This is a genomic window from Pseudomonas fluorescens (genome assembly GCF_001307155.1).
Lineage (GTDB): Bacteria > Pseudomonadota > Gammaproteobacteria > Pseudomonadales > Pseudomonadaceae > Aquipseudomonas > Aquipseudomonas helvetica.
In genome coordinates this window covers 109066-123495 of record NZ_CP012830.1, presented here as the reverse complement: position 1 = coordinate 123495, position 14430 = coordinate 109066, and the positions used below count along the sequence as shown (strand labels likewise).

General features: G+C 60.4%; 10 protein-coding genes. 4 read left to right on the top strand and 6 right to left on the bottom strand.

The features are described from left to right. Positions 1-29: 29 nt before the first annotated feature. From AO353_RS00575 to acnA, 3 genes are all read right to left on the bottom strand, one after another. Entirely contained in the window at positions 30-1595 is a 1566-nt protein-coding gene (locus tag AO353_RS00575) for a methyl-accepting chemotaxis protein (RefSeq protein WP_054593203.1), read from the bottom strand. Between the two features lie 101 nt (positions 1596-1696). Beyond that, a complete protein-coding gene (locus AO353_RS00570) occupies positions 1697-2488 on the bottom strand; it encodes a CPBP family intramembrane glutamic endopeptidase (protein ID WP_054593202.1) in 792 nt (263 codons plus the stop codon). 124 nt (positions 2489-2612) lie between these two features. Continuing rightward, positions 2613-5363 carry an aconitate hydratase AcnA gene (gene acnA / locus AO353_RS00565; protein WP_054593201.1) on the bottom strand — a complete coding sequence of 917 codons (2751 nt, stop codon included), beginning with the start codon at positions 5361-5363 and terminating at the stop codon, positions 2613-2615. Between the two features lie 222 nt (positions 5364-5585). Here acnA and rlmM point away from each other — a divergent pair, with 222 nt between their 5' ends. After that, on the top strand, positions 5586-6659 hold the full coding sequence (gene rlmM / locus AO353_RS00560) for a 23S rRNA (cytidine(2498)-2'-O)-methyltransferase RlmM (RefSeq protein ID WP_054593200.1): 1074 nt from the start codon (positions 5586-5588) through the stop codon (positions 6657-6659). Between the two features lie 200 nt (positions 6660-6859). Beyond that, positions 6860-7111, top strand: coding sequence for a sulfurtransferase TusA (gene tusA, locus AO353_RS00555; protein WP_054593199.1), 252 nt, complete (start codon positions 6860-6862; stop codon positions 7109-7111). A 48-nt stretch (positions 7112-7159) separates the two neighbouring features. On the opposite strand, the gene AO353_RS00550 is transcribed toward tusA, so the two are convergent. Next, a complete protein-coding gene (locus AO353_RS00550; RefSeq protein ID WP_054593198.1) occupies positions 7160-8569 on the bottom strand; it encodes an MATE family efflux transporter in 1410 nt (469 codons plus the stop codon). Between the two features lie 282 nt (positions 8570-8851). On the opposite strand from AO353_RS00550, the gene pdxB reads away from it, so the two are divergent. Continuing rightward, on the top strand, positions 8852-9994 hold the full coding sequence (gene pdxB, locus AO353_RS00545; protein ID WP_054593197.1) for a 4-phosphoerythronate dehydrogenase PdxB: 1143 nt from the start codon (positions 8852-8854) through the stop codon (positions 9992-9994). Between the two features lie 137 nt (positions 9995-10131). Here the strand turns inward: pdxB and AO353_RS00540 are convergent, their stop codons facing one another. Further along, complete coding sequence (locus tag AO353_RS00540; protein ID WP_019689567.1) at positions 10132-10311, bottom strand: PA1571 family protein; 180 nt, start codon at positions 10309-10311, stop codon at positions 10132-10134. 258 nt (positions 10312-10569) lie between these two features. Here AO353_RS00540 and AO353_RS00535 point away from each other — a divergent pair, with 258 nt between their 5' ends. Then, entirely contained in the window at positions 10570-12369 is a 1800-nt protein-coding gene (locus AO353_RS00535; RefSeq protein WP_162491266.1) for an ABC transporter transmembrane domain-containing protein, read from the top strand. Between the two features lie 118 nt (positions 12370-12487). Here AO353_RS00535 and AO353_RS00530 read toward each other — a convergent pair whose 3' ends face one another. Further along, positions 12488-14416 carry a transglycosylase SLT domain-containing protein gene (locus AO353_RS00530; protein ID WP_054593196.1) on the bottom strand — a complete coding sequence of 643 codons (1929 nt, stop codon included), beginning with the start codon at positions 14414-14416 and terminating at the stop codon, positions 12488-12490. Between the last annotated feature and the right edge of the window lie 14 nt (positions 14417-14430).

Here is a 14430-nt window from a genome sequence, read left to right as displayed (position 1 = left end):
TCCCGGGTTTTTGTATTTGCCAGCAACGATCAGCGGTTAAACCGCTCTACCAACGAATACTGGGTATTCGCGGTTTTGGTCAGCTCTTCACTCAGTAACGCCGAGTTCTGTGCCTGTTCCGAGGTCTGGTCGGCCAGTTGCGCAATGGTGCTGATGTTGCGGCTGATCTCTTCGGCTACTGCACTTTGCTCTTCGGTCGCGGCAGCGATTTGGGTGGTCATGTCGGTGATGTTGGCCACCGCTTCGCTGATACCCACCAGAGCCTGATCGGCTTCCAGAACCCGCGCCACGCCTTCCTCAGCCTGACGGTGACCGGCTTCCATGGTTTGCACCGCGGTGCTGGCGGTCTGCTGGAGCTTGGCGATCAGGGTGTGAATCTGCCCGGTCGATTCACTGGTGCGTTGCGCCAGTTGCCTTACTTCGTCGGCAACCACCGCAAAACCACGGCCCATCTCACCGGCACGAGCCGCTTCGATGGCGGCGTTCAAGGCCAGCAGGTTGGTCTGGTCGGCAATGCCTTTGATCACGTCGACCACGCCGCCGATTTCGTCGCTGTCCTTGGCCAGTTGGGTCACGGTCAGGCCGGTTTCGCCGACCACCACCGACAGGCGCTGGATCGCGTCACGGGTTTCACCAGCGATGTCACGGCCACGACCGGTCAGGCGATTGGCTTCCTGGGTCGCGTCAGCGGTGCGTTGCACGTGGCTGGCGACTTCCTGGGTGGTGGCGGCCATCTGGTTGACGGCGGTCGCCACTTGCTCGGTCTCGACGCGCTGACGTTCCAGGCCGGTCGAGCTTTTGTGCGCCAGGGTGTCGGACTGTCGAGCTTGCTCGTTCAGGTGCTCGGCGGTGTCTTGCAGGCGAGTCAGGCAGGTTTTCAGACGCGCTTCCTGACTGAGGATCGACATTTCCAGGCGCGCTTGAGCGCCGCGGCTGTCGGTGTACATCTGCGCAATCAGCGGGTCGGATGTGGTCTGCTCGGCCAGGCGCAGCAAGCGCTTGAGGCCTCGCTGTTGCCAGCTCAAGCCCAGCAGGCCAAGCGGCACGGACAGGCCGGCGGCCAGCGCAAAACCCCACTGCGAGTTGAGTGTGGCGCCGATCATGAAGCTCAGCTGGCTGACCAGAATGAACGGCAACCAGTCCTGTAGCACCGGCAGCCACTTGTCTGTTTGAGGAATCGCCGACTTGCCCTGATTGATGCGTTGGTAGAGTGCTTCGGCGCGGCGGATCTGCTCGGCGCTGGGCTTGACCCGCACCGACTCGTAACCGACCACCTGATTGCCGTCGAATACCGGTGTGACATAGGCGTTAACCCAGTAGTGGTCACCGGTCTTGCAGCGATTCTTGACAATGCCCATCCATGGCAAGCCTTGTTTCAGTGTGCCCCACATGTGCGCGAAGACCGCAGGTGGAACGTCGGGGTGACGGACCAGGTTGTGCGGTGCACGGATCAGCTCTTCACGAGAAAACCCGCTGATTTCGACGAAAGCATCGTTGCAGTAGGTGATCACGCCTTTGGCATCGGTCGTGGAAATCAACCGTTGCTGAGCCGGAAAGGTCCGTTCGCGTTGTGTAATGGGCTGGTTATTACGCATGGCTTTTTCAATCCGCAAGGCTTTGACAGGGTGTCGGCAGTACCAGGAATAAATTGAAATTATTTTTTCAATATTCAGCGCTGGCGCACATTCCTAGATCTTCAACCCGCCAGCATCGGGTAGGTAAAGAGGCCAAAGTGCAGCAGATTCAAGCCAAAGTGCGTGGCGATGGCGGCCCCCAGCCCACCGAAACGGTACGCCAGCCCATAACCGAACCCGGCAAGGCTCGCCAGCAGTACCCATTGCCAGCCAGCGCCGAGGTGCGCCAGACCGAACAACACTGTGGCGCCAAGCAGGGCGAGGTGTTCGCCGTAGCGCAGGTTCTTCAGACAGCGACTCAAACCGCCCTGGATGTAACCGCGAAACAGCGCCTCCTCGACCAGCGTCACCAGCAGCAGGTTGTTCAGCACCCAGAGCCAGGCTTTATCGGGCCACTTCGGTGCCCAACTGATCATACCCAGCAGCAGCGCACCACCAAGAGCGGCCAGCGCGCTCAAGGTCAGTGCCGCGGCGGTGGCATACAGTGAAAGACGCAGGGAGCGGCGACCGACAATCCACGGGCACACCAGCAACAGCCAGAAACCAATCAGTGGTTTGTCCAGATTCAGGTACATGGAAAACGGCACGGCATCCGCGCTGAAGCGTTCCGGGCCGATACCGCGACCGTTGTAGAAACCGGGAAGCCAGTGCATGGCCAGCGCTACCGCCAGGAAAACGAACAGGCCGTGACCCAGGACGCGGCCGACCTGGATCTGTGGTTGGCGAACGGCAAAGCCGGCAAACGCTAACAACCCGACGGAAATGGCCGCCAGCCAGCCGAGGTGACTGTAGATCAGGGCCAGTGCGTAGCCGATGGAGAGGAGTGCCAGATAGAGCCATGGCAGAGCAATCATGTGAAATCCTTGTGTCTGAGATTCTGCGAGTCACCTCGCTCCCACAGGAAGCGGTGCGATTAAAGGGACGTTCGCGACTCAAACAAAAACACCGTCCGAAGACGGTGTTTTTGTCAGTGCGACATTATGAAGCAATCAACTGCCGCAACACGTAATGCAGAATCCCTCCCGCCTTGAAGTATTCCACTTCGTTCAACGTGTCGATCCGGCACAACACCTCCACCTTCTCGCTGCTGCCATCCTCGCGGGTGATCACCAGCGTCAGGTTCATTCGCGGCGTCAGCTCGACGCCCGTCAACCCTTGAATGTCGAGTGTCTCCTTGCCGGTCAGGTTCAGGCTCTTGCGGTTCTGGTCGAGCTTGAATTGCAGCGGTAGTACGCCCATGCCCACCAGGTTGGAACGGTGAATCCGTTCGAAGCTCTCGGCAATCACCGCTTTGACGCCCAACAGGTTGGTACCCTTGGCCGCCCAGTCACGGCTAGAACCGGTGCCGTATTCCTGACCCGCAATCACCACCAGCGGGGTGCCCGCCGCTTGATAACGCATGGCGGCATCGTAGATCGCCAGTTTCTCCCCGGTTGGAATGTAGAGCGTATTGCCGCCTTCTTCGCCGCCAAGCATTTCGTTGCGAATGCGGATGTTGGCAAACGTGCCGCGCATCATCACTTCATGGTTGCCGCGACGTGAGCCATAAGAGTTGAAGTCTCGCGGTTCCACACCTTGTTCACGCAGGTAACGTCCGGCCGGGCTGTCGGCCTTGATGTTGCCGGCGGGGGAGATGTGGTCGGTGGTCACTGAATCGCCGAGCAGCGCCAGTATGCGTGCACCGCTGATGTCCTGAATCACCGGCAGCGGGCCGGAAATGTCATCGAAGAACGGCGGATGCTGGATGTAGGTGGAATCCTTCTGCCAGACGTAGGTCGCCGCTTGCGGGACTTCGATGGCTTGCCACTGCGCGTCTCCGGCAAACACCTCGGCGTATTCCTTATGGAACATCGCGGTGTCGACCTGCGCCACGGCGTCGGCGATTTCCTTGCTGCTCGGCCAGATGTCCCGCAGGTACACCGGTTTGCCATCCTTGCCTTCACCTAGCGGCTCGCTGCTGATGTCCATGCGCACGCTGCCGGCCAAGGCATACGCGACGACCAGCGGCGGGGAGGCCAGCCAGTTGGTTTTCACCAGAGGGTGCACGCGACCTTCGAAGTTGCGGTTGCCGGACAGTACCGAGGCGACGGCCAGGTCGGAGCTCTGGATGGCTTTTTCAATCGGTTCCAGCAACGGCCCGGAGTTACCGATACAGGTGGTGCAGCCGTAGCCGACCAGTGAAAAGCCCAATTCATCGAGGTATTGGGTCAGGCCGGCGGCCTTGTAGTAGTCGGTAACCACTTTGGAGCCCGGCGCCAGAGAACTCTTCACCCACGGTTTGCGCTTGAGGCCTTTCTCCACGGCTTTCTTGGCCACCAGCCCGGCCGCCATCATCACACTCGGGTTGGAGGTGTTGGTGCACGAGGTGATGGCGGCAATCACCACGGCACCGTTTTTCAGCCGATACGTCTGGCCCTCGTACTCGTAGTCCGCTTCGCTCACAAGATCGGCATTGCCGACCGCAACGCCACCGCCACCTTCGCTTTCGAGGCGGCCTTCTTCCTTGCTGGTGGGGCGGGCAGGCTTGACTTGGAGGCCGAGGAAGTCAGTGAACGCCTGGGCGACATTTGGCAGCGACACCCGGTCCTGCGGACGTTTGGGGCCGGCGAGGCTGGCTTCGACGCTGCTCATGTCCAGCGCCAGGCTGTCTGTGAACACCGGCTCCTGGCCGGGCAGACGCCACAGGCCCTGGGTTTTGCAGTAGGCCTCGACCAGTTTGACCACGGCGCTGGGCCGACCGGACAGGCGCAGGTACTCCAGCGTCACCTCGTCCACCGGGAAAAAGCCGCAGGTGGCGCCGTATTCCGGGGCCATGTTGGCGATGGTTGCGCGATCCGCCAGCGGCAACTCGGCGAGGCCATCACCGTAAAATTCGACGAATTTGCCGACCACGCCTTTCTTGCGCAGCATCTGGGTGACGGTCAGCACCAGGTCGGTGGCGGTGATGCCTTCCTTGAGCTTGCCGGTGAGTTTGAAACCGATCACTTCCGGGATCAGCATCGACACCGGTTGGCCGAGCATCGCCGCTTCCGCTTCGATGCCGCCAACGCCCCAGCCGAGTACGCCGAGGCCGTTGATCATGGTGGTGTGGGAATCGGTGCCCACCAGCGTATCGGGGAAGGCATAGGTGCGGTCGTCTTCATCCTTGGTCCACACCGTGCGGCCAAGGTATTCCAGGTTGACCTGGTGACAGATGCCGGTGCCCGGCGGCACCACGCTGAAGTTGTCGAAGGCGCTCTGGCCCCAGCGCAGAAAGGCGTAACGCTCGCCATTACGCTGCATTTCGATATCAACGTTCTGGGTGAAGGCCGTGCTGCTGGCGAATTTGTCGACCATCACCGAGTGGTCGATCACCAGGTCCACCGGCGACAGCGGATTGATTCGCTGCGGATCGCCACCGGCCTTGGCCATGGCGGCGCGCATGGCCGCGAGGTCGACCACCGCCGGTACACCGGTGAAATCCTGCATCAACACGCGTGCGGGGCGGTACTGGATTTCCCGGTCGCTGCGCCGCTCTTTGAGCCAGGCGGCGAGGGCCTTGAGGTCGGCGCCGGTGACGGTTTTTTCGTCCTCCCAGCGCAGCAGGTTTTCCAGAAGCACTTTGAGCGACATCGGCAGCTTGTCGAGATCGCCCAAGGACTTTGCGGCCTCCGGCAAGCTGAAATAATGGTAGGTCTTGTCGTCTATTTTCAGCGTTTTAAGGGTCTTCAGACTATCGAGGGACGGCATTGAAATGACTCCTTTGGGTCCGCACGGCTACGGACTGGCGGGACAGACAGAGTTCTTAACCTAGCCCTGTTTGGACATTAAGGCTAATAACCGGACGCTATGGACAAGTCCGGCGTTGCGAACTCGGCTATCATGCGCCGGTTTTCGTGACAGGCTTTGCTTCAACGCAGGTCTGGGCATCGCGCAGTGGTTGAATGTCTCGCCATCTGCCCAGGAGTAAGAATGAACACCCTCTTTATGCATTGCCGGCCGGGCTTCGAAGGCGAAGTCTGTTCCGAGATTTCCGAACATGCCGCGCGGCTGAACGTGGCCGGTTATGCCAAGGCCAAAGCCGCCAGCGCCTGCGCCGAGTTTGTCTGCACCGAAGAAGATGGCGCCGAGCGCCTGATGCGCGGCCAGCGTTTCGCCGAGCTGATTTTTCCGCGCCAATGGGCGCGCGGGATCTTCATCGATCTGCCGGAAACCGACCGCATCAGCGTGATCCTCGCCCATCTGGCGAGCTTCCCGACGTGCGGCAGCCTATGGCTGGAAGTGGTCGATACCAACGACGGCAAAGAGCTGTCGAACTTCTGCAAGAAATTCGAAGGTCCGCTGCGCAAGGCGCTGACCGGCGCCGGCAAGCTGGTGGAAGACGCCAACAAGCCGCGTTTGCTGCTGACCTTCAAAAGCGGTCGTGAAGTGTTCGTCGGCCTGGCAGAGGCGAATAACTCGGCGATGTGGCCGATGGGTATTCCGCGCCTGAAGTTCCCGCGTGAAGCGCCGAGCCGTTCGACCTTGAAGCTGGAAGAGGCGTGGCACCACTTTATCCCGCGTGATCAGTGGGACGAGCGTCTGCACAGCGACATGACCGGTGTCGACCTTGGCGCCGCGCCGGGCGGCTGGACCTGGCAACTGGTCAATCGCGGCATGCTGGTGACGGCGATCGATAACGGTCCGATGGCTGAAAGCCTGATGGACACCGGGCTGGTTCAGCACTTGATGGCGGACGGTTTTACTTTCAAGCCCAAGCACCCGGTGGACTGGATGGTCTGCGACATCGTCGAGAAGCCGGCGCGCAACGCGGCGATGCTGGAAGAGTGGATCGGCGAGGGGCATTGCCGCGAGGCGGTGGTTAACCTGAAGCTGCCGATGAAGCAACGTTATGCCGAAGTGAAGCGCTTGCTTGAGCGCATTGCAGAAGGCTTCAAGGCGCGTGGCATTCGGGTCGATATCGGCTGCAAACAGCTGTACCACGACCGCGAAGAAGTGACCTGCCATTTGCGCCGGCATGACGTAAAGAAACCGAAAACCCGCTGATTCATGGTGTGTGCGTCGGCATTTGTGGTGAGGGGGCTTGCCCCCGCTCGGCTGCGAAGCAGTCGTAAATCGGCTGACGCGGTGCATTTGAATAAGTGTGGTTGCAGGTTTCTGGGCCGCTTCGCGACCCAACGGGGGCAAGCCCCCTCGCCACACACCCGACATTGCGCGACAATGCCGGCCAGTTTCAGGAGTGAATCATGAGTGAAATGATTGATACGCCGGTAGACGGCACCCTCGACGCCACCGGCCTCAATTGCCCGGAGCCGGTGATGATGCTGCACCAGCACGTGCGCGACCTGCCAGCTGGCGGCCTGCTGAAGGTGATCGCCACCGACCCGTCGACCCGTCGCGATATCCCGAAGTTCTGCGTGTTTCTTGGCCATGAGCTGGTCGAGCAACAGGAAGATGCCGGGACCTATCTGTACTGGATTCGCAAGAAGTCCGATTAACGGACCCGAAAAAAGGCCTGCGTTTGCAGGCCTTCTTTTTACCGTCGCTTAACTCGCTGCGCGACTGATGCGGATTCGCTTGCGCGCACTGCGCGTCAGGCGGATCGAGAGCATCAGCGCCGCACAACTCAGGCCTGCAATCAGACCTTCCCACAGCCCACTCGGGCCGCTGGCCGGGCCGAACCAGTCGGTCAACCCCAACACGTATCCCACCGGCAGGCCGATCCCCCAATAGGCGAACAACGTCAGGATCATGGTCGCCCGGGTGTCCTGATAACCGCGCAGGGCGCCGGCGCAGATCACTTGGATAGCATCGGAAAACTGGTACAGCGCGGCATAGACGATCAGCATCGAGGCGATCTGGATGACAGTCTTGTCGGCGGTGTAAATCGAGGCGATGGGTTCGCGCAGAAGCAGAATCAGGCTCGCCGAGAATGCGGCAAACACCAGCGCCGCGCCGAGGCCGACCTTCGCCGCGAAGCTCGCCTGATACGGGTTCCCGGCCCCTAGTGCCTGACCCACCCGTACGGTGACTGCCATCCCCAGGGAATAAGGAATCATGAACAGCAGCGAGCTGATGTTCAGGGCGATCTGGTGCCCGGCCACGACGGTCGATCCGAGGCTGCCGATCAGCAGGGCGATGACTGCAAAGATGCTGGACTCGGCAAATACCGCGATACCGATCGGCAGGCCGATACCGACCAAGCGTTTGATCACCGCCCACTGCGGACGATCGAAACGCACCAACACACGCGTGGGGGCATAGAAGGGCGCCCAGCGGGTCCAGCCGGCCATGCTCAGCGCCATGAACCACATGACGATGCCGCTGGCCCAGCCGCAACCGACGCCGCCGAGGGCCGGCAGGCCGAAATGGCCATAGATCAGCGCGTAGTTCACTGGAATGTTCAGCAATAAACCACCCACGCCAATGACCATGCTTGGACGGGTGCGACCCATGGCATCGCTGTAGCAGCGCAGTACGTAGTAGAAGGCAATGCCGGGAAAGCCGAAGGCGATACCGTGCAAGTAGCCCATGCTCGGCTCAATCAACTGCGGGTCGACTTTCATCCAGTGCAGGATCGGCTCGGCGCTAAGCAGCAGGCCACTGCCTGTCAGTCCGACACAGAGTGCCAGCCACAAGGCCTGGCGTGCCAGAGGCGCAATCTCGTCGTGCTGCTTTGCGCCGAAGCGTTGGGCGATCTTGGGAGTGGTGGCCAGCAGAACCCCGGTCATCAGCAGGTAGATCGGAATCCAGATCGAATTACCCAGTGCGACCGCAGCCAAGTCCCGTGGGCTGACCCGGCCGGCCATCACTGCATCGACGAAACCCATGGCGGTGGTTGCCAGTTGCGCGATCATGATCGGCAGCGCCAGGCCAAGCAGGTTTTTAAGCTCCAAGCGAACCCGGGCCGGGCGGTTGAGGGAAGTAGCGGCGAGGCTGTCAGTTACGGAATTCACAGGCGAAGCGTCCAGAGAGGATTGATGCGCGGGGCGGCGCATTCTACGCGTTGACGCCGCAGTCAGGAAAAATCCTGTGTTAGGGATTTGTAATCGGTTGCCGGACGTTTCGACATCCCTGTGGCGAGGGGGCTTGCTCCCGCTGGGGCGCGAAGCGGCCCTAAAAATGGGACTGCTACGCAGTCCAGCGGGAGCAAGCTCCCTCGCCACAAGTAGTGCATTGCCTGCTGGCTCATCACCTTCATCTACGCCTACACTGCCGATCCGCCAAAGGAGCCTGCCATGCTGATTGTTGCCGACGAAAATATCCCGCTGCTCGATGCGTTCTTTGAAGGTTTCGGTGAAATACGCCGCGTACCGGGACGCTCCATCGACCGTGCCACTGTCGAACAGGCCGATGTGCTACTGGTGCGCTCGGTGACCAACGTCGACCGCGATTTGCTCGAAGGCAGCAACGTGCGGTTTGTCGGCACCTGCACTATTGGTACGGATCACCTCGATCTGGATTACTTCCAGCAAGCCGGCATCACCTGGTCCAGCGCGCCGGGTTGCAATGCCCGAGGCGTGGTCGACTACGTATTGGGCAGCCTGCTGACCCTGGCCGAAATCGAAGGTGTCGAGCTGGCCGAGCGCACTTACGGGGTGGTCGGTGCCGGTGAAGTCGGTGGTCGGCTGGTCAAGGTCCTGCAAGGTCTGGGCTGGAAGGTGCTGGTCTGCGATCCGCCGCGTCAGGCGGCCGAAGGCGGCGAATTCGTTAGCCTGGAGCAGATCATCGGACAATGCGACGTTATCAGTTTGCACACTCCGTTGAGCAACAACGCCGAGCATTCGACCTGGCACCTGTTTGACCAAAGCCGCTTGAACCAGCTCAAGCCTGGCGCCTGGCTGATCAATGCCAGCCGAGGTCCGGTGGTGGACAACACTGCGCTGCGTGAAGTGTTGCTCGCGCGCGAAGACCTGCAAGCGGTGCTGGACGTGTGGGAAGGCGAGCCGAGCGTCGATATCGGCTTGGCCGAGTTGTGTGTGATCGCCACCCCGCATATCGCCGGTTACAGCCTCGACGGCAAGCAGCGCGGGACTGCGCAGATCTATCAGGCGTTTTGCCAGTTCCTCGGGCAGCCGGCCCAGGTCTCCCTTGATGAATTGTTGCCGGCACCGTGGCTGGCGCAAGTCCACTTGAACGCCAGTTGTGATCCGGCCTGGGCCTTGGCGATGGTCTGCCGTGGCGTGTACGACCCGCGTCGTGATGACGCGGATTTCCGTCGTAGCCTGGTGGTCAGCGGTGCCGAACAGCGCACGGCGTTTGACTTGCTGCGCAAGCATTACCCTGAACGGCGTGAGATTGACGGGCTGAAGGTACGCATTGAGGGCGAGTCGCCGGCGTTGCGGCAAATGGTGGCGGCGCTGGGGGCCGTGGCTGTCTAGGGATCGAGTCGACCTCATCGCGGGCAAGCCTTGCTCCTACAGATCACTGCGAACTGTAGGAGCAAGGCTTGCCCCCCAAAAATAAGCAATAAAAAACCCGGCTTTCAGAGCCGGGTCGGAAGACGTAAGGCTACGTATCAATCTTGCTTGGCAGGCTTGACCAACCGTTGTTCCAGTTCGCGACACGCACTCTGGATCATATCTTCAGTGATCGGTACTTCGCGCCCTTGAGCGTCAATGATGGAGCATCCCAGAGACTGGTCTGGCCGGGTGCGGATCACTTGAATCTTGTCATCGCTGCTGTTTTGCAAGGACATGGCCTGTCTCCTCATCAGGTTGTGCATTTACTGTAGAGCCACCAAATGACCAAGCTGTGACAACTCCCTACAGGGGACAAGGCGGCAATACCAGTCCATCAGAAATAACCCGGGACTTCTAGCCGGACTTTAGACCGATAACATCTAGGCTCTATTGTCAGCGGTCATATTTAACCTGACTCATTGTGATTTACAGCGTTGCGGCGGATCGACCGGTGTAGGCTTGGCCAGGTTGATTCTTTCAGTTAGCGCTTTCGGATGATCCTGATGCTGTCTGCCCGTCACCGCCGCGCGATTCGCCTGGCCAGTCGTTTTGTTGCACCTTACCGTTGGCAGGCGCTCGGTGCCTTGCTGGCGCTGATCGTCACTGCCGGCATTACCTTGTCCATGGGGCAGGGCATTCGCCTGCTGGTGGACCAGGGCTTCATGACCCAGTCACCGCAGTTGCTCAACCAGTCCATCGGCGTGTTCATGTTGCTGGTGTTGGGCCTTGCGATCGGCACTTTCATGCGTTTTTACCTGGTGTCGTGGATCGGTGAGCGTTGCGTGGCCGATATCCGTCAACAGGTGTTCAATCATTTGATTTACCTGCACCCGGGGTTCTACGAGAACAACCGCAGCTCGGAGATCCAGTCGCGTCTGACGGCCGATACCACGCTGCTGCAATCGGTGATCGGCTCGTCGCTGTCGCTGTTCCTGCGCAATTTGCTGATGGTCATCGGCGGAGTCGTGCTGCTGTTTATCACCAACCCGAAACTCACCAGCATTGTGGTGGTGACGCTGCCATTGGTGATCGCACCGATTCTGATCTTCGGTCGCCGGGTTCGCCGCCTGTCGCGCTTGAGTCAGGATCGCATTGCCGACATCGGCAGCTATGTGTCGGAATCGCTCGGCCAGATCAAGACCGTGCAGGCCTATAACCATCAGGTGCAGGACGAGCAGCGCTTCGCCGTCACCGTGGAAGAGGCTTTCGATACCGCACGCAAACGTATCGTCCAGCGCGCCTGGCTGATTACCCTGGTGATCATGCTGGTGCTGGGGGCGGTCGCGGTGATGCTCTGGGTCGGCGGCATGGACGTGATCGCCGGGCGCATTTCCGCGGGTGAGCTGGCGGCCTTCGTGTTCTACAGCCTGATCGTCGGCAGTGCCTTTGGCACCTTGAGCGAAGTGATTGGCGAGCTGCAGCGGGCGGCCGGTGCGGCTGAACGAATTGCCGAGTTGCTGCGCTCGGAAAACATCATCCAGCCACCGGTCTCGGGGCAAGTGACATTGCCTGATCGAGTGCGTGGCGATTTGCTGCTCCAAGATCTACGTTTTTCCTACCCGTCACGGCCCGAAAGCTACGCTATCGATGGTTTGAGTCTGGCCATCAAGGCCGGCGAAACCCTCGCGCTGGTCGGACCTTCGGGGGCCGGCAAGTCGACGGTTTATGACCTGCTGCTGCGCTTTTACGATCCGATCGCGGGCCGCATCCTGCTTGATGGCGTGCCGCTGACCCAACTTGATCCTATGGATTTGCGCCGTTGTTTCGCGCTGGTGTCGCAAAACCCGGCGCTGTTCTTCGGCAGCATCGAAGAGAACATCCGCTATGGCAAACCCTCGGCGACCCTGGCTCAGGTCCAGGAAGCGGCGAAGATTGCCTACGCCCACGACTTCATCGAAAAAATGCCGGATGGCTACCAGACGCACCTGGGCGATGGCGGTCTCGGACTTTCCGGCGGTCAGCGTCAGCGCTTGGCCATCGCCCGGGCGTTATTGGTGGATGCACCGATCCTGCTGCTGGACGAAGCCACCAGTGCCCTCGATGCGCAAAGTGAACACCTGATCCAGCAAGCACTGCCCAGCCTGATGAAAAACCGCACCACGCTGGTCATCGCCCATCGCCTGGCCACGGTAAAGAACGCCGACCGGATCGCGGTGATGGACCAGGGAAAACTGATAGCAGTGGGTACACACCAGGAACTGCTCGCCAGCAATGCGCTGTATGCGCGGCTGGCGGCGTTGCAGTTTGTAGGCGCCGCCGAAGAAGGCGATCTTTTCGACGGAGCGACCAAGTAACCGACCAAGTAGGCCTTCACAAAAAATGCCCGCATCTTTCAATGCGGGCATTTTTGTCAGCGCCTCATGCTAAAGCTTTCCGAAGTCCGGATCAAAAGATCGCAGGCTGCGCCAGCTCCTACTGATCGTCGAAGTACCGCTCATGCCAATCCACCAGCGGTTGCGGTGAATTGAGCTTCTGGCCGTAGATCACCGAGTAAGACAGCACGTTCTGTACGTACTGGCGGGTTTCATCGAACGGGATGCTTTCCACCCAGACATCGAAGCTCAGGTGGTTGGCACCGCTCAGCCACTGGCGAACACGACCTGGGCCTGCGTTGTAGGCGGCGGTGGCGAGGACCCGGTTGCCGTTGAACTGGCTGTGGACCTGGCTCAGGTAGGCAGCGCCGAGCTGGATGTTTTTGTCCGGGTCCAGCACTTGCTGTGGCGAGGCCAGCGGAATGCTGAACTTGCGCGCGGTTTCCTTGGCGGTGCCGGGCATCAACTGCATCAGGCCGCTGGCGCCCACGCCGGAGCGGGCGTCGTCCATGAAGGCACTTTCCTGGCGGGTAATGGCAAACACCCAGCTCGAATGCAGGCCTCGGACCTTGGCTTCACGTACCAGGGTATCGCGGTGGGCCATCGGGAAACGAATGTCCAGATCGTCCCAGTACTGCGCCTGGCTGATGGTGCGGATCGCCGGGAAATACCATTTCAGGTCGTACGCCAGTTTTGCCTGGGCAACCATTTCGTCACGGCTAAAGTGACGGCTGACGTGATACCACTCGCGGCGCCCGTCGACGATCTGCCCCCGGGCAAGGAATTCCAGCGCCCGACGTATACCCGGTGTATTGCGAACCTTATTGATCAGCGCCGGGCTCAACATCAGTGGCTTGTTGATCAGCGAGTAAGGCGATTGCGAACGGTCAGCGGCAAGGAACCCATAGAAGTCGCGCTCACGGGCCAGACTCTTGTACAGGGTTTGCGCTTCCGGGTTTTGTGGTTGGGCCAGCTCCAGGCTGCGGGCCTTCCAGTAGCGCCAGCGATTGGTAAGGGCCAGATCCTGTGGCAGGCGGCTGGTCAACTGATAGGCTTCGTCCCAGCGCGCCAGGCGCAACAGCAAGCGCAAGCGCCATTCGGATACGGTGTTGTCACGCAGCTCCGGGTCGTACTTGGTCATGACATCAAGGGCGCGGCTGTCGAAACGACGGGCCAGGGTCAGGCCGATTTCACGGGCGATGGCGACCTTTTCGTCGCGAGAGAAATGCATGCTGACGGCATAGCTGTCGAGCAGGGCCATCGCCCGGTCCGGATCCTGGCGCGCGAAGCGGCGCAGGCCAAGACTGACAATGTCAGACATGGCTTCATCGGCCGGGGTGAAGCGCGAAGGCTGGTCGAGCATTTCGGGTCTTTGCGCGACATCAACCAATAAACGCCCACGCGATGCCAGGGTGGTCATGTTGTTGATCAAACTGTTGGCCAGCGCATAGTTGCGTGCGTGAGCCGCGAGTTTGAGGCGTTCCCAGCGTTTCTGTTCGGTCAGTTGGCCCTCGGCGGCCCATTGCGCAAACAACGAGTCGCAGGTTTCAGGCTGGGATTTGCCGGTCAGCCAGAGTTTGTCAGCGTTGGCGTAACCTTCGGATTTGAGGTTGTGACCGATCTGGTATTGCGCATTGAGGCAGTCCAGTTCAGTGAAATTGAGCTTGGGGTCGTAGTATTTGACGAAGGTCGCCCAGTCGCCCCGCTCAGCCAGCCAGCGCAACCAGCGCAATTTCATCCAGTTGGCTTGCGGCAGGTCGCCGTGCTCGGCGAGGAACCTTTCGATTTCATCGTTGCTCGCGGTTTTCAGGCGCGCCGTCAACTCGTCATAGGCCAGATACGGCTCCAGCGGGTAATCGCTCAGCTCCTGGCTGTAGCGAAAATACGGACCTGTATCGCCTTTGGCCAAGGCGCGCTTGGCTTCGTCGTAATACTGGCGTTGGGTAGACAAGTCCACCGCCTGGGCGGATTGAACGGCAGCGGCAGAAAGAAGCAAACAGGATAAAAAACTGAAAAGGCGACTGCGCATGAGACATCCGGGCA